The sequence below is a fragment of the Kribbella sp. NPDC049227 genome, assembly GCF_043197265.1.
In the GTDB taxonomy this organism is placed as follows: domain Bacteria; phylum Actinomycetota; class Actinomycetes; order Propionibacteriales; family Kribbellaceae; genus Kribbella.
The window spans coordinates 35,708-56,447 of the sequence record NZ_JBICST010000012.1 but is presented as its reverse complement, the minus strand read 5'-3'; the positions used below and the strand labels follow the sequence as shown (position 1 = coordinate 56,447).

Below are 20,740 nucleotides of genomic sequence, written 5' to 3'. Positions count from 1 at the left end.
CCGTCGGTCACATCCCCGGCACCGTACCGGACCGCCCACGGAGGGCGCACGCCGCGGTCAGAGGGCGTCGGTGGAGGTGACACCGAGCCGGGCCAGGAGCGGGCGCAGGTTGTTGACGTCGAGGCTGAGCTCGCCGGCCTGGAAGCGGGCCCGGTTCGCGGCCTCCCGCTCCTCGCGGACCCGCGCGGCCTCGACCGCCGCGGCGACCTCGGTGCGCGGAATCACCATGACACCGTCGTCGTCGGCAACCACCAGGTCGCCCGGGTTCACGGTCGCGCTGCCGCAGACGACCGGCACGTTGACCCAGCCCGGCGTCGCCTTGACCGTCCCGGCAGCGCTCACCGCCCGCGACCACACCGGGAACGACATGTCCTGCAGGTCCCGCTTGTCACGGATGCCGGCGTCGAGTACGACGCCGGCGATCCCCTGCGCCCGGCACTGTGTCGCGAGCAACTCACCGAACATCCCGTGGGTGGACGGGCTCAGTGTCGCGACCACCAGTACGTCTCCGGGCTCACACACCTCCACTGCCGCGTGCAGCATGAGGTTGTCGCCCGCGTGATTGAGCGAGGTCACCGCCGGACCGCACACCCGGGTGCCTGGCACGACTGGGTGGATGTCGAGCATCAGTCCGCGCCGCTTGTTCGCCTCGTGCAGTGTGGCCACGCCGTACTGCGCTGCCGCCTTCACCAACTCCGGGTCCGGCCGGTTGATCCGGCGTACGACGGTGGGGCTACTGGACATGGGCTGCTCCTAAATGCGCCGCGGCGCGCGGGAAGAGGCGCAGCGCGTTGCCGGACAGGATCTTGGTGAGGTCGGACTGCTCGAGGCCGAGTCCGTCCAGATCGCCGAGGATGTCGTCGAAGAAGCGGCCGGTGACCGCGTCGCGCGTCTTCGCCGTACCGAACATCTCCGAGCCGAACAGCACGTTGTCCGGTCCGATCTTGCGGACCAGCATCGCCAGCGAGTCGGCGTCGTACACGGCGGTGTCGAAGTACAGGTTGCGGACCACGTCCTCGAACGGCGGCAGCGATTCCGCGACGTGCAGTGCACGACTGCGGTTGAAGTGGAAGGGGATGCCGCCACCACCGTGCGGAACGATCAGCCGCAGCGTCGGGAAGTCGGTGAAGACCGCGGACGAGCACAGCTCGACCACAGCGGCGTAGTGCTGGGCGATGTAGTGCGAACCGTTGAGGTGCAGCGCCGGATTGCGGGTCGAGCTGGCGTGGATCATGCCGGGCACGTCCAGCTCCACCATGGCTTCCCAGAGTGGGTACCACCAACGGTCCCCGAGCGACGGCGTGAACGGCTGCAGCCCGCCGGACACGTCCGGGTTGATCAGACAGCCGACGAAGCCGAGCTCTTCGACCGTACGGCGCAGTTCCGCCAGCACACCGTCCAGCCCGGCACCCGGGCTCTGCGGCAGCTGGGCGACCGGGACGAACTGCCCCGGGTACAGCCCGGCCACCCGAGCGATCAGGTCGTTGTTGATCTCGGTCCAGTGCCGGCTGATCGTCTCGTCGCCGACGTCGTGGCCCATCGCCGACGCGCGGGGCGAGAAGAACAGCGCATCGATGCCCCGGGCATCCATCTGCTCGAGGTGGCCGGCGAGCGACGCGCGCAACTGGTCGTCGGTGACCGACAGCGAGCCGCGGACCGGCTTGTTCTGCAGGGCCATCTGCCGGCCGCGGTAGGCGTTCAGCGCGGCCGGAGCGGTCGTGTAGTGGCCGTGGATGTCGATGATCACCGCTCGTCCGCCTTCCACGGCGCGATCCGCGCCTCGGCCTGGCGCAGGCCCGCGGTCAGCGCGACGCCGAGCACCATCAGTACGAGCACCGGGACCAGCATCGACGCGGTGTCGAACTGGTTGCCGTACTTGACCACCAGCGCACCCAGACCGGTGATCGCGGTGAAGAACTCGGCCACGACCATGCCGATGATCGCGCGACCGACTCCGAGCCGCAGACCGGTCATCGTGTACGGCAGCGACGCGGGCAGGATCACCTTGGTGAACACCTGCCACTCGCTGGCCGCGAACCCGGTGCCGACGTCGATCAGCGCCGGCGGCACGTTGCGCACACCGCTGGCCGTGTTGATCAGCACCGGGAAGATCGCGAGCAGCACCACCACGAACAGCTTCGCGCTGAACCCGAGCCCGAACCACAGGATGACGAGCGGTACGACGGCCACCAGGGGCGTCGCGTAGAGCGCGTTGACCAGCCAGTCGGTGGCCACCTCGACCGTGCGGTAGCGGCCGATGACCAGACCCGCGAGCACACCGAGGACACCGGCGATCGCGAAGCCCAGGGCCAGCGTGGTGAGGCTGCTGACCAGCGCGGTCGGCAGCTCACCGCTCTTGGTCAGGCGTACGGCGGCCCGCGCGACCGCAGTCGGGTACGACATGAACAGCGGGTCGATCCGCCGGCCGACCAGCTCCCAGACGCCCAGCACCGCCAGGATGGAGACGAGCCGGATCACCCGGTACTTCCGCCGGGCCCGGGCCTGCTGGTCCACCGCCGGTTCGGCATCGACGTCGGCGATCACGGCCGCCCGTGGTTGTACTTCAGTCCTGGACACGGTCGCTCCCTGCGTCGGTCGAGCGGATCAGCTGCCAGACCTGGCTGCGCAACTGCTGGAACTCCGGCAGGCCGCGGAGCTCGGTCAGCTCCGCCCGCGGCCGCTCGAAGGGGATGTCGATGACCTGCTTCACCCGGCCCGGGTTCGCGGCCAGGATCACCACCCGGTCGCTCAGGAACAGCGCCTCGTCCAGGTCGTGGGTGACGAACAGGACGGTCTTGCGGGTCTCCGCGTGGATGCGCAGCAGTTCCCGCTGCAGCACCTCACGCGTCTGCGCGTCGAGCGCACTGAACGGCTCGTCCATCAGCAGCACGGCCGGGTCGATCGCCAGTGCGCGGGCCAGGCCGATGCGTTGCTGCATGCCACCGGACATCTGGTGCGGGTAGTGATCGGCGAAGCCGCCCAGTCCGACGAGGTCGAGCAGTTCGCCCGCCCGGGCGGATCGCTGCGACCGGCCCAGCCCCTGCAGCTCCAGGCCGAACTCGACGTTGCGGCGGGCGGTCCGCCACGGCAGCAGGTTGGCCTGCTGGAACACCAGCCCGCGGTCCCGCCCCGGCCCGGTCACGATGTTGCCGTCGACAACGACCTGGCCGGCGTCGGAGTTCAGCAGACCCTGGACGATCCGCAGCACGGTGGTCTTGCCGCACCCGCTCTCGCCGATCAGGCTGACGAACTCCCCCTCGGCGACTCCGAAGGACAGTCCGCGCAGCACGGTGTGGGCCTTGCGGTTGGTCTGGAAGGTCTTGCTCAGTCCTTCGACGCGCAGCTTCTCCGGTGCGTCGATCATGATGCGGCCCCTTTCAGGGAGAACAGGTCGTCCACGGCGAGCCGGTGCGGGACCAGCCCCTGCTCGTGGGCGTAGCGGGTGATCAGGTCGAGCGCGGGCCGGTTGGCCTCCAGGCCGACCGGGGTCATGTCGATCGAGCCGTCCGCCGGGTGGCCGGCGTACTGCTTGGCCTCGACGAACAGCTGGGTGAGTTCCTCGCGCCGGTCGGCGTGCTCCGCGCGGATCACCACCATGTGGTTGATCGGGACGGCGCGGGTGCGCTCGTACCAGGTGCGCGCGGCCGTCTTCGCGTCCGGGATCAGCGGGCGCAGGCGTGGGTCGTCGGGCAGGTCGTTGCCCATGATCACGGCGTCCAGGTCGCCCGTGTGCAGCAGATCGATCAGCTTCGAGCCGTCCGGCGCACGCTCGACCTGGGGCGGATCGGCGTACTCGGCGAGGTGGCCGTCCTCGATGCTGACCCACTGGATCTCGTCGAGCGGTACGCCGTACTCGTCGCCGAGGATGCCGCGCAGCCACACCCCGGTGGTCTGCGCGTAGGTCCGGACGCCGATCCGCTTGCCGGCCAGGCCGGTCACGTCGAGCGGGTCGTCGGCCCGGCAGACGATGTGGTCGTGCTGGAACCGGGACCGCAGGACGACGGGCAGCAGCAGCAACGGCTTGTCCTCGGCCCGCGCCTGCAGATACGTCACGATCGCCATCTCGCAGACGTCGTACGCCTGCTCGCGGACCATCGCCGCGAAGGCCTTGTGGACGGGATCGACCTCGACGAAGTCGAACACCGCCTGTTCCTTCAGCCTGCGGACGTGCGGATAGTCCGCGAGGACCGCCCTCACGAGCCGGCCTTGACCGGGTACAGGCGGTCCGCCGTACCCGAGAAGATCTGCTCACGTGCCGCAGCCGGCACGACGCCGAGGATGTCGCGGCTGCGCCTGTACAGCGTGCGCAGGTCGTCCTCGGCCGCGGGGTAGTTCGATCCCCACATCAGCCGCTCGGCTCCGAAGTCGAGCAGCAGCCGGCCGAGGAACGACTCCGGGTCGGCCGGCGCCTTGGTCGCCGAGACCAGCGTCCGCTCGGTCAGCTTGAGGTACACACCGTCGTACCGCGCCAGGTCGAACAGCTCACGGGCTTCGTCGTACGGCGCCCCGCCGGTGAGGTCAGGGCGTGCCGCGTGATCCAGCAGCACCTTGACCCCCGGGAAGCGGTCCAGCAGGTCACGCAGTGCGGGGATGCCCTCCGGGCGCATCTGCAGGCACAGCGGAAAGTTGTTCTCCTCGGCCCACGCCCAGGCAGGGTGCAGGCGCGGGTCGGACAGCCAGGACGCCTGGCCGGGCATCGTGCTGCCGGTCATGAACAGCCGGGCGCCCTGCAGTCCGCGGGACACCCAGTGCGCCAACTGCTCCGGCGCGTCCGGGGCCAGCATGTCGACGGAGAAGACGCCGGCGAAGCGGTCCGGGTACTGCTCGACGGAGTCCGCCACGTAGCTGTTGTCGTGCCCGTACGCCGTGGACGCCTGCACCACGACGGCGCGGTCGATACCGGCCTCGTCCATCGCGGCGATCAGTTCCTTCGCGCCGACCGGCCGCTGCTGCGACCAGCCGGACTCCACGCCGCCGAGAGGGTTGCGCGGGTACCGGTCCCGGTCCACCGCGATCACATGACAATGCGCGTCAATGGTCATCAAGAGTCCTTCAGTTGGATGTGGTCACGAGATCGGGGAAGAACCGGTCCTGGGAGACGTCCGCCGGGACCAGGCCCTGGCGGCGGGAGTACTCGACGAGGGCGCCGATCGAGACCTCGTTGGCGTGCAGGCCGTACGGCAGCGGGTTGCCCACGATCTCCGCCAGGCGTTGGTAGCGAAGATCCTCGGGCGTGCTCGCGGCCGGTGTGCCGAGCCGGTGCAGGTAGCTCGATCGGCTGTCCTGGAAGGCCTGCAGGAGCGCTCCCGCCAGCCAGGGATGGTCGTCCAGCAACTGCTCGCGGACCACCACGACGCCGTGGATCGGGTAGACACCGGTCCGCCGGTACCAGTCGGCCGCCAGGCTCTCCGCCTCACCGAGCAGCTCGTGGTAGCCGGACGCCAGCGTCACCTTCGGATCACCGATCCCGGCACCACGGGTGAAGGCCGCGTCCAGCTCGCCCTGCCGGAACAGGTCGATCAGCTTCGGTCCGGGACGCCGTACGTTCGATGGCAGGGCCAACGACTCCACATGCTCGTCGTCGTCGACGGTCCACTCGATCGCGGCCGGGTCCACGCCGTACTCGTCCTGCAGCACACCACGGGTCCAGACCGCGCTCGTCACGGAGTACGCACGCACACCCACACGCCGGCCGTGCAGGTCGGTGGGACGCTCGATCCCTGCGCCGTCGCGGACCACCAGGCCCTCGTGGTGGAAGCGCCGGCTGAGGAAGACCGGCAGGGCGACGTACGGCGCACCGAGGGCCCGCGCGATCAGGTACGTCGTCGGGGCCAGCTCGCAGACGTCGAACTCGACCGACCGCACCATCCGCCGGTACGCCGTGATCATCGAGGTGAACTCGACCGGTTCGAGCGTGCAGCCGTCCACCAGGATGCGGCCGTCCAGCAGGTCCTCGGTGTGTCCGTAGCGGCCGAGCGCCACCCGGAGCGCGAGTCCGCTCACAGCATCTTCACCGCGTCCGAGGCGATCGACATGTCGGCGACCTGGTCGAACGGCAGCACCTTGGACTGCACACCCTGGGCCACGTTGAGTTCCTGCATGTACTTGATCCGTTCCTCGTCCAGGACCAGGTCGACGGCGTACGCGCCGGGCTGCTGGGCGAACGTCCACAGCGAGCCGGCTTCCTTCGGGTCGCTGTTCGGCACGGCCTTCTGGTACGCCTTCAGGTAGGCGTCCTTGGAGTCCGGCGAGGAGATGTAGCGGAACAGCTTCGCGTACGCCGCCAGGCTGCGGACCAGGACGTCGCGGCGCTTGGAGATCGCGGTGTCCGAGGTGTACGCGCCCTGGTAGGTGTACTCCGGGAGTTCCTTCCACAGCTCGGCGATCGCGTGGACGCCGAACTTGTCCTGCTCGTCGTACACGTCCACCAGGGACGGGCCGGCATCCACCTTGCCGGCCGCGATCGCCTTGAACACGTCGGCGCTGGAGCCGATGTTGACGAACTTGACCTGCTCGGGCTTGATCCCCTTCTTGGCCAGGAACGCGACCATGATCTGGTGCAGCAGGGCGCCGACCGGGCCGGTGCCGATCGTCTTCCCGACCAGGTCCTCGGCCGACTTGATCGCGTCGGACTTCGCGTAGACCGCGTGCGCCAGCAGCAGGCCCGAGCCGGAGACGATCTTGAGCTTGGCGCCCTTCTCGATCGCCGGCAGCACCTGGCCGAAGCCGGACAGCAGGGTGAGGTCGTTGCTGCCGTTGAGCAGGCTGGCGATCAGCTTCGACCCGTCGGACACGTTCTGGGTCTTGGCGGTCAGTTCGACCGTGGAGAAGTAGTTCTGCGCCTGGAGCAGTTCCTGCAGCACCAGGGTGCTGTTCGAGCCGGTGTTGACGATCGTGACGGACTTGGCGTCGCCGGCGCCGGCGGCATTCGGGCCGCAGCCGGTCAGGCCGGCCACGGACGCGAGCGCGCCGAGTTTCAGCACGGTACGGCGCGACGGTCGGGCGAAGTGGTCGGGGAGTCCCTTGGACATGGTCGTTCTCCGGTGGGTCGGGAAGAGCCAGTGGTGCCCGGGGCGAGGGCTGATGGTTCGGGATCCTAGAAATGTGTCGACAAAAATGTCAACATTTTCGTCTACACTTTCTGGTGACGATGCGGGACCGGTCAGCCGTCACACTGGGCTGACCGACGAGACGGGAGGACGACCATCAGCGGGAAGAAGACCCTGGAGCGCGGGGGGATGGCCGGGCAGGAGTACGTCCGGGACGCGGTCCGCGACGACATCGCGTCGGGCCGGCTGGCGCCCGGTCAGCGACTGGTCGAGGCGGATCTGGCGGAGCAGTACGGCGTGGTCCGCAGCGGGGTCCGCGCGGCGCTGCTGGACCTGTCGGCGGAGGGACTGGTCGAGCGGATTCCGCAGCGCGGTTCGCGGGTGCGGATGCTGTCGGTGGAGGAGGCCATCGAGGTGACCGAGGCCCGGATGGTGCTGGAGTCGCTGTGCGCGGCGAAGGCGGCGGCCCGGATCAGCGACCAGGGCATCGTGGACCTGACCGCCCTCGGCGAGCGGATGGCGCAAGCGGTCGCCGACGGCGACGACCTGCAGTACGCCGAACTGGACGACGCTCTGCACCGGCTGATCCGGGAACTGAGCGGCCAGCGGACGGCGACCACGATCATCGAGCGGCTGCGAGTGCTGAACATCCGGCATCACTTCCGGATGACGCGACTCCCCCGCCGCCCGCAGACGTCACTCGAGGCGCACCTGCGGATCATCCGGGCCATCGCCGCCCGCGACGCCGACGCGGCGAGTGCGGCGATGACGGAGCACCTCGGCGACGTCATCGAGCACCTGACCGTCGCGGCGCAACGAGTCTGACGGGTGCCGGTCGCCCCCACAGGTGGAGGCGACCGGCGGGAGGTCAGACGTCGACCGGCTGCCCGGATACTGCGGACCGGCGGGCCGCGTCGACGATGCGTAGGGTGCGTAGGCCGACCGCACCGTCCGGCTGGGGTACGGCGGTCGGCGTCTGGCCGGGCACTGCCGGACCGGACTCACGGACCGCTCGGAGGAACGTGGCGAGCATCGAGGCGTCGAAGTTCTCGCCGATCCCCAGGTACACCTCGCCATCGGGGTCGGTACCGCTGATACGCGGCAGGAACGGCTCGATGTCCACCGACCCGTTGGTACCGGTCACCTGCAGCGTGACGCCGCCCCAGGTCGGACCGTTGTCCGGGACGCTCCACGAGCAGTCGATGGTCGCCAGCAGCCCGTTGTCGTAGTTGATCGTCACCAGGCCACCGGTCTCGACCTCGACCCCCTTGTCCTGGTGCAGGACGCGGTTGGCCGCGGCGTACACGCGCTGCGGCGACGCACCGCCGGTCAGGCCGTCGATCAGGTCGGCGCAGTGCACGGTGTGGTCGACGAGTGCGCCACCGCCGGCGAGCTTGGGGTCGGTGAACCACTGGCGGCCACCGATCGGGATCTTGCCGTTGTTGGTGCCGAGAACCGCGAACACATCGCCGAGCAGTCCGGCCTCGACCGAGGCCCGGAGTCGCAGGTACTGCGGCGAGAACCGGACCGGGTAGGCGACCATCAGGATCGCACCGGCCGACGCGCAGGCAGCCAGCATGGCCTCGCCGTCCTCGACCTCGGTGGCCAGCGGCTTCTCACAGAGCACATGTGCACCGACGGCCGCGGCCCTCTCGACCAGACCGCGGTGCAGTGCGTTCTCACTCGTCACGACGACCGCGTCCGGGCCCCACGCGAACAGTTCGTCGTAACTCTCGACGTACGGGACGCCGAGCTGTGCGGCGAGCTCGGCACCACGCGGGCCCGGGTCCGGCGCACTCGCACCGTCGGGGTCCGCGGACAGCACCTCGACATCGGGCATCTGGTTGAGCAGGTACGCGTACGACATCGCGTGCCCGTGCGCGAACGACGCGATCGCCACCTTGAGGGTCATGCCGCCGCTCCCGTCGGGTCGAAGGTCACCATGTCGATCACACGGCCGGTCTCCATCGAGGCGCGCGCCGCCTCGGCGAGATAGACCGCGGCCGCGCCGTCCGGCGCCAGAACCCGCGGCTCCGGCCCACCGCGCAGTGCGACAGCGAACTCGCGCAGCTGAGTGAGGTAGGGGCTCTCGCCCAGGGTGTTGGCCGGGATGAGCAGGTCAGCGGCCGCGCCACCGTTCTGCAACTCCTCGGCGTAGCCGGTGTCCGCGGCGGACGTGTACTTCAGTACGCCGGTCGAGCCCGCGATGTGGTAGCCGGACTGGAACGCGGACCCGGCCGCGGCCCAGGTCGCGCGGCAGTGGCTGATCGCACCGGAGGCGTGGGTGAGCGTCACGTGCGCGGCCACCGTCAGCGGGCTGATCCCGTCCACGGTCGGCGGGTTCTGGACGGCGTACACCTTGGTGACGTCTCCACACATCCAGCGAGCCTGGTCGAGGTCATGCACCATCAGGTCCATGATCACGCCGCCGGAGTGGGCCACGTCGCCGTACCAGCCGCCGGCCGGGGACGACGCCTGGCGGAAGAACCGCGCCACCGCGACGTCGCCGATGCGCCCGGCCTGGATGGCGGAGTGCGCGGCGACGTACGCCGGGAAGAACCGGACCACGTGCGCCGGGTAGATCCGGACGCCGGCGGCCGCGGCGGCCGCGATCACCTCGTGCGAGTCGGCGGCGGTCAGGGTCAGCGGCTTCTCGCAGATCACGTTCCGGCCGGCCTTGATCGCCGCCAGCGTGACCTCCTTGTGGGTCGCCGACGGCGTGACCACGTCGACGAACTCCGCCTCGGCCAGGCAGCCGTCCAGCGACGCCGCGACCTCGAGGCCGTACTGTTCGGCCATCGTCTCGGCGCCCTCGAGCGAGTGCACTATGACGCGCGCGCCGAGCGCCTTCCACGCGGCGACATGCAAGTGGGCGATGTTGCCCGCGCCGATCAGACCAACGGTCAGACCGGCCAACTCTTCCGACATGTGATCCCCTACTCCGCCCAGTTGGGAGCCCGGTAAATTAGTAACGGTCCTTGCGTATCATTGCGCACAGGCGTCCGCAACTACCGTCTCATGAACACAACCACCTTCGTTATCGATAACCAAGGCTGGAATGTGCAGAATGTGCCGGTGACCGAAGCGACCGCCGCCCCGAGTGCTCTCGGCCCGACCGCCGATACCGGGCCGCGGCTCGGAGCAGTGGTCCAGACCGATGGGACGACCTTCACTCTGTGGGCCCCGGCCGCCGAGCGGGTCGAGCTGGCCCTGATCGCCGCCGACGGCAGCCAGCGCAACCTGGACCTCGCCCACGCCGGTGAGTTCTGGACCGGGTTCGTTCCGGGCGTGGGCCACGGGCAACGGTACGGCTACCGCGTGCACGGTCCGTTCGACCCGTCGCACGGTCTGCGGTTCAACCCGTCCAAGCTGCTGCTCGACCCGTACGCCCGGGCCATCGACGGCTCGCTGGACTTCTCCAGCCCTGTGATCTACGACTCGTCCGACGGCGACTCGGCCGGGCATGTCCCGGTCGGTGTCGTGGTGGCCGAGTCGGAGCCACCACCGCCGATCAGCCGGCCGGTGCACTGGGGCGAGACCGTCATCTACGAGTTGCACACCAAGGGCTTCACCAAGCTGCATCCCGACGTACCCGAGCATCAACGCGGGACGTACGCCGGGCTGACGCATCCGTCGGTGATCGACTATCTGACCGAGCTGGGCGTGACGTCGGTGGAGTTGTTGCCGATCCACCACTTCCTCACCGAGCCCTCGATCGCTGCCCGCGGCCTGCCGAACTACTGGGGTTACAACACCCTCGGGTACTTCGCCCCGCACGCGCCGTACTCGTCGTCGGGTTCGGACGGTCAGCAGGTGGCCGAGTTCAAGGCGATGGTCGCCGCGTTCCACGCCGCCGGCATCGAAGTCATCCTCGACGTGGTCTACAACCACACCGCCGAGGGCGGGTTCGACGGGCCGACACTGAGCTTCCGCGGCATCGACAACCGCGCGTACTACCGGCTGTCGCACGGCGGCACGATGTACGACGTGACCGGCACCGGCAACTCGGTCGACACCTCGCACCCGCAGGTCCGCCGGTTGCTGATGGACTCGCTGCGCTACTGGGTCGAGGAGATGGGCGTCGACGGGTTCCGGTTCGACCTGGCCGTGACGCTGATCCGCAACGAGCGGCACGAGGTCGACACGGTCGATCACCCGTTCCTCGCCGAGGTCGCGGCCGATCCGGTTCTCGGCCGGGTCAAGCTGATCGCCGAACCGTGGGACGTCGGCCCGTTCGGCTACCAGGTCGGCAACTTCGGGCCGCCGTGGTCGGAGTGGAACGGCAAGTTCCGCGACAGTGTCCGCGACGTCTGGCGGAACACCTCCGACGGCGTCAAGGACCTCGCCTACCGGCTGTCGGGGTCCAGCGATCTGTACGGCGACGACGGGCGCTACCCGTACGCGTCGATCAACTTCCTCACCGCGCACGACGGGTTCACCCTGCGCGACCTGGTCAGCTACGACCACAAGCACAACGAGGCGAACCACGAGGACAACCGCGACGGCACCGACGACAACCGGTCCTGGAACTGCGGCGTCGAAGGCGAGACCGACGACCGGCGCGTGATCGCGCTGCGCAAACGCCAGATGGCGAACCTGATGTCCACACTGATCCTGTCCACCGGCGTACCGATGATCACCGCCGGCGACGAGTGCGGACGGACGCAGCACGGCAACAACAACGCCTACTGCCAGGACAACGAACTGTCCTGGTTCGACTGGTCGCTGCCGGGCGCGTGGTCCGATCACCTGGCGTTGACGAAGAAGCTGATCGCGTTGCGGGCCGCGCATCCTGTTCTGCGTCAGTGGCACTACTTCTCCGGGGAGCCGGTCGTCGAGGGCGGGCGCAAGGATCTGTCCTGGATCGCACCGCACGGCGGCGAGATGACCGACGCCGACTGGTACGACGGCAACCTCCGGACCATCGGCATGTTCCTGGCCGGCGACGCCCTCCGCGCAACCGATGCCCAAGGCAACGCCCTCACCGACAACTCCTTCCTGCTGGCCCTCAACGCCACCCCCGAAACCCGCCAGGTCGTCGTCCCCGACCCGTCCTGGGCCCCCGCCTACGAGGTAGTCCTCGACACCAGCAACAGCATGGTCACCGAAGTAGAAGCCGGCGCCACCGTCCCCCTGGCCCCCCGCTGCCTGGTCCTCCTCCGCGCGCTCTAACAAGTCTTCCGATACGGCCGATCCCCGAAGTTCTCCCGCCACTCCTGCTCAGTCAGATCCCGCCCAGCCATCCGGCAAGCCGTCTCAATCGCATGCTCCAGCCGGGTGTCCCAGTGATAGACCCCGTCGTCGTACGACGCGATGGCGACGGTGTATCCGTCGGGCAGGAAGTCGGCGGTGACCAGTTGCTGGTTCGGCGTCGCGATCGACCCGAGCAGCGCCGCGGTCTTCCCGTCGAAGAGGCTCACTACGCCGTCCCAGCCGGCCGTGACCAACAGCGAACTGTCCGGCGAGAACGCGATCCCGTTGACCCAGCCCTGGTTGGCGACTTGCGGCGCTGCGACGGCCCGACCGGTCCGGGGATCCACGATCTGCACTTGTCCCTTCTCGGTACCGACGGCCACTCGCGTCCCGTCCGGGGCGAAGGTGACGATGCTGGGGTACCTCATCGGTACGGTGCCGCGCCGGACCACCTCGCCTGCCGCCAGATCGACCACCGCCCAACTCGAGGAGGGCACGTCCAGCCGGTCAGAGACGTTACGGCCTCCGATCACCACGAAGGCGGACCGGTTGTCCGGGCTCGTCGTCAACCAGGCGATGGGACCGCCGACCTGAACGGGTCCGCCGACCTGGCGCAGCGTGGATGCGTCGAGGAGCGTGGCCCGCCCGGACGCGTCACCGACGACCAATCGGCTGCCGTCGAGTCCGCTGTAGTCGAGGTCCGAAATCTTGGCGGCCGCGACCTTCCTGTCGGCCAGTTGCCGACCGGTTCGGGCATCCAGGACGAACACCTCGCCCTTGTCATTGCCGAGCGCGAACTTGTCTCCGCTCGGGTGCCAGGTGCCGCAACTGTTCGTCGTGTCGCCCAGCCGGCTCGCGTCGAAGCGGACGACTTTCCCGCTTGAGGTGGCGACAAAACCTCCGGCCGGCGTGCCCGGATCCAGATAGGCGGCGTCGTAGTCGAGCAGACGGAAGTAGCGTTCGCCGCCGGGAGCGATGAAACGGCAACCCCACTGGAAGTTGGGTGGTTTGCGCAGCCGGGCGGCATAGCGCCGGCTCCCGACCAGATCCCAGCTGCGCAGGGCGCCATCGCCGCCCGACGTGTAGAGAGTGTGGTCATCGGGGCTGAACGCAGCCGTCAGCGTGTCGTTCTCGGACACCGGGATCTCCTCCCTCACAGCTCCGGTCGCGGCGTCCCACACCACCACACGCTGGTCGGACCCAGTGGACACGACCGACTTGCCGTCGTGGGAGAACCGCGCCGCGGCGAGCTGGCTGGTGTGCTTCTCCAGGCGATGCACTGTGGTCCCGCTCGACGCGTCGACCAGCAGCGCATCGTCGAAGTCCGCGCCGGCAGTGTCCTTTGCCTCGGCGGCGAGCGCGAGCAGCGTCCCGTCGGGGCTCAGGTCCGCCTCGACGAAGGCGAGGTCGGCCCGCTCCCACAGTCGTTTGCCGCTGGCAACGTCATAGGCGGCCACCGGCTTGGTCAGGTAGAACCGATCGCCCCCGGGAGCGAGTACGACCCCTTGGACGGCGACCGCCGGCAACCGCACGACTTTGCGCAGGGATGCCGGGCCGCCGGGGGCGAGGTTCCACAAGAACACGGCACCGCTGCTGAAGTCACGCGTCGGGCCGTTGCCGTAGTACTGGATCATCGCGACCAGTGAGTGTCCGTCGCGGCTGTACCGGACATGGGTGGCTCGGGCGGGTGCCTTGGTGAACCCGGGCAGGTGGCGACCCGTCGGCCGCAGCGTCACGGGATCGAGCAGCGCGACCGGTTCGGACGTCGGCGGCGGCATCCCGACCGCGAGCTCCCGGCCCCCGGGGCTTAGGGCCAGCGGGCCCAGCGAGTCGAGATGGACCGCGCCGAACGACCTGTTCGCGGGTCGATGCGCCGCCATCAGCCTTCCGGTGCTCAGCCCGTAGCGGAGCACTGTGCCGTTCGCGTCGTACACGAAGGCGTCCTTGCCGTCGCTGCTCACCTCCAAGCCGTACGAGTCCAGCCGCTCCGTCCCGAAGGATCCGACCAGCTGCGGATGCTTGGCCAATGCAGCCAGCAGATTCGCGCGAGACTCCGACGACGGGTGCATCCGGGCAGCGGCCGCCGCGAGCAGCAAGGAGGTGTCGACGTCGCTCTGGACGACGGCTTTGGCTCCGGCTCGGCCGGCGTCGGCGGCGACGGCTGCTTGGTCTGCGGCGACGGCTTGGCGGTCGGCCCGCTGGGCTTGGCCGACCGCCAGGAAGCCGGCGATGAGGGCGCCGACCAGGAGGAAGGCGGCTGTGCCGAGGGCGGTGCGGAGGCGGCGGTTTACGCGGGTTTGGTGGCGGGCGCTTTCCTCGGCGGCGCGGAGTTCGGCTACGGAGAGGCGTTCGCTGGCGGCTAGGAACTCGCGTTCGTTGTCGTTGAGGACCGGGGCGGCTGTCTGCTGCCATTGGAGTGCCTTGGCCAGGCGGACGCCTCGGTAGAGCTCGCTTTCGGGACGCCCTAGCGAGTCCCAGGAGTCGGCTACCTGGGTGAGGTGGTGGAGGATCTGCTGGCCTTCCAGGTCGTCCTCGAGCCAGCCGCGGAGGCGGGGCCAGGCTCTGGCGAGGGCCTCATGGGCCAGTTCGACGACGCCGTCGTCGCTGGTGACGAGGCGGGAGCTGATCAGCAGGTCTATGAGTGCTTCCGACTCCGGGCCGGTGATGACCGTTCGCCTCGGCAGTCTGCTGCGGACCGGTTGACCGTCCGGGCCAGGAGTGACGAGGCGCAACAGCAAAGCACGTAGATGCGGCCGCTGATCCGGAGTGACTTGCGCATAGACCTGCTCGGCGGACTGAGCGACTGCCCCTTGAATACCGCCGGACGCGCGGTAGCCGGCGACGGTCAGCGTGCGGCCCTCGCGACGTTGCCAGGTCTCGGCCAGGACGTGGGACATCAGCGGCAGGGCGCCCGGCTGACCCGCGACTTCACCGACCAGCAGGTCGACCAGTCCTGGTTCGACGACCAGGGAAGCCAGCCGCGCGGGCTCGGTGATCGCTGCCCGCAGCTCGGCTTCGGTCATGCCGGTGAGCAGGTGCAGGCCGTCCTCCATGGCCCGGGCGAAGCCCGGATGGGAGGCGATGTCCGCGAGCCGGTCGGCACGGAACGACAAGATGAGGGGCGCCTGGGCGGCGTGATCCGTCAACCGGGCCAGGAACGCCTTGCGTTCGGGCACGTCCCGGCACACCGAGAAGACCTCCTCGCACTGATCGACGACCATCGTGGGCAACGGTCCGGTGCCGGGCAGCGCGTCGGTCAGCGCCTTCATCGGATGGAGTCCGGGCGTGATGGTGACGACGCGGGCGCCGTCCTGTCGCAGGGTCGCAGCGACACCGGCCCGGACCAGCGAGGACTTGCCGCAGCCCGACGGCCCGACCACAGCGAGGATCGAGTGGTCGGACAGTTTCCTCAGACCCGCGGCGACCTCGGCGTCGCGGCCGAAGAACAGTTCGGCGTCGTCGACGTCGTACGGTTTCAGGCCTTGGTACGGGCAGACCGCGCTCGGTTCCGGCAACGCGCTGGCTCCGAGCAAGGCCGGATCCTGACGGAGGATCGCCTGCTCCAGCGCATCGATCTCCGGACTGGGATCGAGCCCGAGCTCGCGATCAAGCACGACCCGCAATCTCCGCAGAGTCTCCAGCGCCTCCCCTTGGCGACCGGCCTGGTACTGCGCCGTGGCCAGTAGCGCCCAGCGCCGCTCGCGCAGGGGCGCTTCGGCGGTCAGAGCCTCGGCCTTGCCCAGCACTCCCGCGTGACCACCGGATCGCAGGGCCGACTCGACGTACAACTCCTGCGCGAGTTGCCGCAGTTCGGTCAGCCGGGCGAGCTCGATCCGCGCCGGGTCCCAGTCCGCGACCTCGTCGAACGGTCGCCCGCGCCACAGCGTCAGTACGTCGGCCAGCACCACCGACGCCCGTTCCGCCTCACCGGCCTCAAGCAGTACGCCGGCCCGTCCGACGGCTCGCTCGAAGCGCTGACTGTCGATCTGATCGTGCGGAATCGTCAGCCGATACCCGTCCGGCGAGGTCTCGATCGCGTGGCTGCCGAGCAGCTTCCGCAGCCGGACGACGCAGCCTTGGACCACCTTGCCCGCTGAGGCCGGCGGCCGTTCTCCCCACAGCACGTCAGCGAGCACCCCAGCGCTGACAACCTCCCCCGGATGCACCGCGAGTGCGACCAGGACGACGCGGTCACGTCGTGCGAGGTTCTTCCACTCCCCCTCGATGGTTAGTGGGCCGAGTACGGCTATACCCACGTTTCGACTGTCGACCCCCTACCGACTGGCGTCAAGTTCATTGATACCGAGCTGATACCGGTGTCCGCCGGGTCGATACCACCAGCGGCGAGAACGGTTCCAAGACCTCGAGGCGCAACCGGACGACCGATCAACGGGAGTCCCGCCGGAAGAGGAGAGGAAGCCATGAACCACGCCGTACGCACCACGAAGCAGTCCATGACCACCCGGCTCTGCCGGCTGGCCGCGGGTGCCGCAGTCAGCGTCGCCCTGATGACAGTCGCCGCCCCTGCCATGGCCCAGGAGTACCCCGAACCGATCGGCGGAGCCATCGAACGACCTTCGGTCCCACCTCCGGAACCGGCGTCCGTTCGGGCGGCCGGCGAGGTGGACCGGAGCTCCGTCGCTCTCGGCGCCTTGTGCGGCATCGCACTCGGCGGCGTCGGGGCGGGAATCGTGCTGGACATCCAGCGACGACGCGATCGTTCCGCCGAGGATCGAGCCTGAGCCGCAGCATCGAACCGTCCCCCGGAGAGCCCCGTCTGGACAGCTCTCCGGGGGACGCTGCGCACTCCGCGAATTCGTTAACCTTCCTGCAGTACATTCGGCGGTCACCTTGTGTTCATGTGTGGGGGGACCGATGTTTTTGGTGGGGCGTGGGGTCCGTGAGCGTACGACGCCGATCGGTGCGTTGCACCGGGCGGTGATGCGTTGGGGTGAGGCGGAGCGGACGAACTCACGTCTGGCGTTCCGGCGTTGGGTCGACGGCGTGGCATACGTCGACGTCCAGGCGAAGACGTACGCCGACTTCTGGACCCGGCAGAACGAGAAGGCCCTCACGGCTGACGGGCCGCTGTGGGTGGTGCTCGGCGACTCGACCGCGCAAGGGCTCGGCGCATCGTCGCCACTGCATGGGTACGTCGGCCAGGTACTCAACGCGCTCCGCAGGACCGGCAACCCGTGGCGGGTGCTCAACCTGTCCCGCTCCGGCGCGCAGACCCGGCATGTGCTCGCGGACCAACTGCCACTCGTGGAAGGGCTGCAGCCCGCACTGGTGACGTGCGGGATCGGCAACAACGACATCCTCGGTACGCCGCCGAAGCGGTTCCGCGACCACCTCCGTCAGGTGATCGAACGGCTGCCGTCCTCGTCCGTGGTGATGGACCTGACCGTCCCCGACGGGCTCTGGCGTATCGGCGGCGTGGCGAGCCCGTACGTCGCCGGCATCAACCAGCTCATCAGTACGACGGCGACGGCCCGCGGCCTCACGGTCGCCGAGGTGTCCCGGCATGCACGACCACCGTGGCGCGGGATGCTCGCGCCGGACAGCTTCCACCCGAACAACCTCGGCTACCGCCGGCACGCCGATGCGCTCCTCGCCGCCCTGCCGGCCGGCGTACTCAGGCCCTGAGCATCCGTTCCAACCGGTTCTGGGAGTGAGGGTTTACCTTGCCCCTGGGGCAGGGGGTTTGATGATCGCGTGTTGACGATCAGCGAGTTCGGGCGGCGTACGGGGCTCTCGCACAAGGCGCTACGCCTGTACGACGTGTCCGGGCTGCTCCCGCCCGCGCAGGTGGACCCGGCCAACGGGTACCGGCTGTACGACGAGGAGCAGCTCGAGCGGGCCCGGCGGATCAGCGTGCTGCGGCAACTGGACATGCCGCTGACGACGATCGCCGAGGTCCTCGCGGGCTCCGACGAAGAGGGGTTGATCCGGCTGGACCGTTGGTGGGCCGCCCAGGAGGCGACCACCGCCGCCCGTCGGGCGACTCTGCAGTACCTGCGGGACCGGCTCTCGCGGTCGGGATCGACGGGGCTGTCCCCTCGGCCGGTGCTGACGCGCGACGTACCGGAGACGAAGATCGCATCGATCCGGTCCGACACCGATCAGCAGAATCTGATCGGGATCATCGTGACCGCGACCGATGAGATCCGCACGTACCTGCAGGCCGCCGGCGCGACCCTGCCCGGCGAATCGTGGGTGATCTACCACGGCCCGGTGACGCCGGAGGCCGAGGCGACCGTCGAGGTGTGCGTGCCGTTCCAGGGGCTGGTGGATCCGTCCGGACCGATCGCGATCCGGGTCGAGCCGGCCCACCACGAGGCGTACTGCACGATCACGATGGACGAGTGCGCGTACCCGCGAATCATGCTCGCCTACGACCTGGTCGACGACTTCGTCCGTACGGCGGCCAGCACGATCACCGGTCCGCCGCGTGAGGTCTACCGGGCGAACTGCCACCTGATGCCGCGCGACCAGCCGGCCGTCGACATCGCCCAGCCCATTATCGAAAGGAAACTCTGATGGACTTAACGGTACAGACCGAGTACAGCGACCCCGGTGCGTACGCCGGGTTGTACGACGCGTTGCCGGACGACATCCCCGGTGTCGGGGCGGTGGTTCGCAACCTGCTGATCCACTACCGCGGCGGCGGGATCGAGTTCACCGGCGACCGCCTCGCCGAGATCGACCATCGATGGGTCTCGTCGATGCTGGCCACCGACCAGCGGCGCAACGGTACGCCGCTCGCCGTACCGAGGGAGCCGGTCGACCGGATCGTCGGATGCTGCCGGGACTACACACTGATGTTCGTCTCGATGCTTCGCCACAAGGGCATTCCGGTCCGCAGCCGGATCGGTTTCGCGGCGTACTTCGCCAGCGGGTTCAATCACGATCACGTCGTCGCGGAGTACTGGAACGGCGACCGGTGGGTGATGATCGACGCCCAGCTCGACCCGGCCGGCGACCATCCGTTCGACTCGCTCGACATGCCGGCCGGCCCGTTCCTGTCCGCGGCCGAGGTCTGGCTGGACGTCCGCGCCGGCACGCGCGACCCGGACCTGTTCGGCATCGACCCGGGCTCGCCGATCGGCGGGAGCTGGTTCATCCGCAACTACGTCTACCTGCAACTCGCCCACCTGCACGGCGACGAACTCCTGCTCTGGGACAACTGGGGCGAGATGTCCGCGTCCCTCGACGGCGCCGACCTCGCCCTGACCGACCGCGTCGCCGGCCTGATGGTTGCCTCCGACAATGGAGACGACACGGCGACCAAGGAGCTCGCGGACCTCTACCCGTCGCTGAAGCCGGCCGGTCGCTCCTACGTCACCTCGCCCGCGGGCGGAGGCAAGTTCGTCTGGGTGGACCTGGTACGCCCGTAGGAGTACCTCCGGTGGTGTAGGTGGAGTGTCTCCGTCCAGACGACGCGCGGGGTGGGTGTCGTCGCTCAGGATCGTAGGTACGTGATCTGAGTGGACGGAGAGGGAAATGAGTGGCGCGGCACTGGACGTGGCGGCGGTGAAGCCGTGGCGGTTGGGGGCCAGGACCCGGAAGGCCGTTCTGGTGCTGCACCTGGCGTCTGTGGGTTCGTGGCTGGGGATCGACGTGGCGATGGCGGTGCTGACGTTCACCGCCATCGGTACGGACGATCAGAGCACCAAGGCCTTGTGCTTCCGGGTGCTCGAGCTGGTCACGATCTGGCCGATGACGGTCTCCGGGCTGATCTGTCTGCTCACCGGTGTCCTGCTCGGCCTGGGCAGCAAGTACGGCCTGACGAAGTACTGGTGGGTGGTCGTGAAGCTGGTCATCAACCTGCTGCTGAGCACGCTGGTCCTGATCGCCCTCCGGCCCGGTGTCGCCGAACTCGCCGACCGCGGCGAGGCCAACGACCTGGCGGTTCCGTTGAACGACATGATCTTCCCGCCGATCGTCTCGCCGACGCTGCTGATGGTCGCGGTGATCCTGTCGGTCTTCAAACCGTGGGGCCTGCTCCGCAAGCAGAAGCCGGCTACTCGAGCTTGAGGGACATGTCGTAGTTGGGCAGGTTCTCGCCCCGGATCCAGTTGTCCGGGTTGGCCCGCTCGACCACGAACCCGAACCGCTTGAACGCCGGCATCGCCGTACGACTCGCGTGCGTGTGGAGCTGAGCCAGCCCCAACTCGCGAGCCTTGGCCACCACCGCACCGACCAGCGCTCGCGCGACCCCACTGCCGCCGGCCTCCGAGTGCACGAACAGCATGTCCAGCAGGCCGTCGTCCGTCACGTCGCTGAATCCGACGACCCGACCCTCGATCGTCGCCACAAAGGTATGAGCCGCCGACCGACGCTCGTTCCACTCCACGAGATCAACCGCCTCGGGAGCCCACGCGGCAACCTGTGCCGGCAAGTAGTCCTGCGACGCCGTATCCCGGATCGCCCGGAAGTACGCCTCCCAGGTCCCCTCGGCATCCTCAGGCCCGTACCGCCGCACGACAACAGTCACC

19 protein-coding genes are annotated in these 20,740 nt (G+C 69.0%); 7 read left to right on the top strand and 12 right to left on the bottom strand.

From position 1 onward, the window contains the following. Positions 1–57 precede the first annotated feature (57 nt). The 8 genes from ACGFH6_RS42760 to ACGFH6_RS42725 are packed head-to-tail and all read right to left on the bottom strand — an operon-like array spanning position 58 to position 7,031. Positions 58–744 carry a 4-carboxy-4-hydroxy-2-oxoadipate aldolase/oxaloacetate decarboxylase gene (locus tag ACGFH6_RS42760; protein ID WP_393396740.1) on the bottom strand — a complete coding sequence of 229 codons (687 nt, stop codon included), beginning with the start codon at positions 742–744 and terminating at the stop codon, positions 58–60. Then, positions 734–1,765 (bottom strand): amidohydrolase family protein, encoded by a 1,032-nt coding sequence (locus tag ACGFH6_RS42755; protein ID WP_393396738.1) that lies wholly within the window; start codon positions 1,763–1,765, stop codon positions 734–736. Before ACGFH6_RS42755 ends, ACGFH6_RS42760 begins: the two co-directional genes overlap by 11 nt. Next, positions 1,744–2,577, bottom strand: a complete 834-nt coding sequence (locus ACGFH6_RS42750) for an ABC transporter permease (protein ID WP_393396736.1) — start codon at positions 2,575–2,577, stop codon at positions 1,744–1,746. Before ACGFH6_RS42750 ends, ACGFH6_RS42755 begins: the two co-directional genes overlap by 22 nt. Next, positions 2,564–3,364, bottom strand: a complete 801-nt coding sequence (locus tag ACGFH6_RS42745; RefSeq protein ID WP_393396735.1) for an ABC transporter ATP-binding protein — start codon at positions 3,362–3,364, stop codon at positions 2,564–2,566. Before ACGFH6_RS42745 ends, ACGFH6_RS42750 begins: the two co-directional genes overlap by 14 nt. After that, positions 3,361–4,197 (bottom strand): hypothetical protein, encoded by an 837-nt coding sequence (locus ACGFH6_RS42740; protein WP_393396733.1) that lies wholly within the window; start codon positions 4,195–4,197, stop codon positions 3,361–3,363. Before ACGFH6_RS42740 ends, ACGFH6_RS42745 begins: the two co-directional genes overlap by 4 nt. Further along, positions 4,194–5,042, bottom strand: coding sequence for an amidohydrolase family protein (locus tag ACGFH6_RS42735; RefSeq protein ID WP_393396731.1), 849 nt, complete (start codon positions 5,040–5,042; stop codon positions 4,194–4,196). Before ACGFH6_RS42735 ends, ACGFH6_RS42740 begins: the two co-directional genes overlap by 4 nt. Positions 5,043–5,052: 10 nt before the next feature. After that, positions 5,053–6,003: an ABC transporter substrate-binding protein gene (locus tag ACGFH6_RS42730; protein ID WP_393396729.1), complete on the bottom strand. Its 951-nt coding sequence runs from the start codon at positions 6,001–6,003 to the stop codon at positions 5,053–5,055. Beyond that, positions 6,000–7,031 (bottom strand): ABC transporter substrate-binding protein, encoded by a 1,032-nt coding sequence (locus ACGFH6_RS42725; protein ID WP_393396727.1) that lies wholly within the window; start codon positions 7,029–7,031, stop codon positions 6,000–6,002. The genes ACGFH6_RS42730 and ACGFH6_RS42725 overlap by 4 nt, the downstream gene beginning before the upstream one ends. 207 nt (positions 7,032–7,238) lie before the next feature. On the opposite strand from ACGFH6_RS42725, the gene ACGFH6_RS42720 reads away from it, so the two are divergent. Next, a complete protein-coding gene (locus tag ACGFH6_RS42720) occupies positions 7,239–7,874 on the top strand; it encodes a GntR family transcriptional regulator (RefSeq protein WP_393396725.1) in 636 nt (211 codons plus the stop codon). Between the two features lie 43 nt (positions 7,875–7,917). Here the strand turns inward: ACGFH6_RS42720 and ACGFH6_RS42715 are convergent, their stop codons facing one another. Next, positions 7,918–8,961 (bottom strand): Gfo/Idh/MocA family protein, encoded by a 1,044-nt coding sequence (locus tag ACGFH6_RS42715; RefSeq protein WP_393396723.1) that lies wholly within the window; start codon positions 8,959–8,961, stop codon positions 7,918–7,920. After that, complete coding sequence (locus tag ACGFH6_RS42710; RefSeq protein WP_393396721.1) at positions 8,958–9,977, bottom strand: Gfo/Idh/MocA family protein; 1,020 nt, start codon at positions 9,975–9,977, stop codon at positions 8,958–8,960. The genes ACGFH6_RS42715 and ACGFH6_RS42710 overlap by 4 nt, the downstream gene beginning before the upstream one ends. Positions 9,978–10,124: 147 nt before the next feature. Here ACGFH6_RS42710 and glgX point away from each other — a divergent pair, with 147 nt between their 5' ends. Next, positions 10,125–12,221 (top strand): glycogen debranching protein GlgX, encoded by a 2,097-nt coding sequence (gene glgX / locus ACGFH6_RS42705; RefSeq protein ID WP_393396718.1) that lies wholly within the window; start codon positions 10,125–10,127, stop codon positions 12,219–12,221. On the opposite strand, the gene ACGFH6_RS42700 is transcribed toward glgX, so the two are convergent. Beyond that, positions 12,218–16,498: a BTAD domain-containing putative transcriptional regulator gene (locus ACGFH6_RS42700; protein ID WP_393396716.1), complete on the bottom strand. Its 4,281-nt coding sequence runs from the start codon at positions 16,496–16,498 to the stop codon at positions 12,218–12,220. The genes glgX and ACGFH6_RS42700 overlap by 4 nt on opposite strands. 165 nt (positions 16,499–16,663) lie before the next feature. Here ACGFH6_RS42700 and ACGFH6_RS42695 point away from each other — a divergent pair, with 165 nt between their 5' ends. The 5 genes from ACGFH6_RS42695 to ACGFH6_RS42675 all read left to right on the top strand — a co-directional run bounded on the left by ACGFH6_RS42695 (position 16,664) and on the right by ACGFH6_RS42675 (position 20,279). Then, a complete protein-coding gene (locus ACGFH6_RS42695) occupies positions 16,664–16,984 on the top strand; it encodes a hypothetical protein (RefSeq protein ID WP_393396714.1) in 321 nt (106 codons plus the stop codon). Between the two features lie 133 nt (positions 16,985–17,117). Further along, entirely contained in the window at positions 17,118–17,888 is a 771-nt protein-coding gene (locus ACGFH6_RS42690) for an SGNH/GDSL hydrolase family protein (RefSeq protein WP_393396712.1), read from the top strand. A gap of 69 nt (positions 17,889–17,957) precedes the next feature. Continuing rightward, the gene (locus tag ACGFH6_RS42685) at positions 17,958–18,782 is read left to right on the top strand and encodes a MerR family transcriptional regulator (RefSeq protein ID WP_393396710.1); all 825 of its coding nucleotides are present in this window, start codon (positions 17,958–17,960) and stop codon (positions 18,780–18,782) included. Continuing rightward, on the top strand, positions 18,782–19,639 hold the full coding sequence (locus ACGFH6_RS42680) for a transglutaminase domain-containing protein (protein WP_393396708.1): 858 nt from the start codon (positions 18,782–18,784) through the stop codon (positions 19,637–19,639). The genes ACGFH6_RS42685 and ACGFH6_RS42680 overlap by 1 nt, the downstream gene beginning before the upstream one ends. A 106-nt stretch (positions 19,640–19,745) precedes the next feature. Further along, positions 19,746–20,279: a hypothetical protein gene (locus ACGFH6_RS42675; protein WP_393396706.1), complete on the top strand. Its 534-nt coding sequence runs from the start codon at positions 19,746–19,748 to the stop codon at positions 20,277–20,279. Here ACGFH6_RS42675 and ACGFH6_RS42670 read toward each other — a convergent pair. After that, positions 20,266–20,739: a GNAT family N-acetyltransferase gene (locus ACGFH6_RS42670; RefSeq protein WP_393396704.1), complete on the bottom strand. Its 474-nt coding sequence runs from the start codon at positions 20,737–20,739 to the stop codon at positions 20,266–20,268. The two genes, ACGFH6_RS42675 and ACGFH6_RS42670, sit on opposite strands and share 14 nt — an antisense overlap. Between the last annotated feature and the right edge of the window lies 1 nt (position 20,740).

Coding starts and splice junctions, on each gene's coding strand:
- ACGFH6_RS42675 (WP_393396706.1), top strand. CDS start 19,746: ATGAGTGGCGCGGCACTGGACGTGGCGGCGGTGAAGCCGTGGCGGTTG.
- ACGFH6_RS42745 (WP_393396735.1), bottom strand. CDS start 3,364: ATGATCGACGCACCGGAGAAGCTGCGCGTCGAAGGACTGAGCAAGACC.
- ACGFH6_RS42680 (WP_393396708.1), top strand. CDS start 18,782: ATGGACTTAACGGTACAGACCGAGTACAGCGACCCCGGTGCGTACGCC.
- ACGFH6_RS42695 (WP_393396714.1), top strand. CDS start 16,664: ATGAACCACGCCGTACGCACCACGAAGCAGTCCATGACCACCCGGCTC.
- ACGFH6_RS42720 (WP_393396725.1), top strand. CDS start 7,239: ATGGCCGGGCAGGAGTACGTCCGGGACGCGGTCCGCGACGACATCGCG.
- ACGFH6_RS42710 (WP_393396721.1), bottom strand. CDS start 9,977: ATGTCGGAAGAGTTGGCCGGTCTGACCGTTGGTCTGATCGGCGCGGGC.
- ACGFH6_RS42760 (WP_393396740.1), bottom strand. CDS start 744: ATGTCCAGTAGCCCCACCGTCGTACGCCGGATCAACCGGCCGGACCCG.
- ACGFH6_RS42715 (WP_393396723.1), bottom strand. CDS start 8,961: ATGACCCTCAAGGTGGCGATCGCGTCGTTCGCGCACGGGCACGCGATG.
- ACGFH6_RS42690 (WP_393396712.1), top strand. CDS start 17,118: ATGTTTTTGGTGGGGCGTGGGGTCCGTGAGCGTACGACGCCGATCGGT.
- ACGFH6_RS42735 (WP_393396731.1), bottom strand. CDS start 5,042: ATGACCATTGACGCGCATTGTCATGTGATCGCGGTGGACCGGGACCGG.
- ACGFH6_RS42725 (WP_393396727.1), bottom strand. CDS start 7,031: ATGTCCAAGGGACTCCCCGACCACTTCGCCCGACCGTCGCGCCGTACC.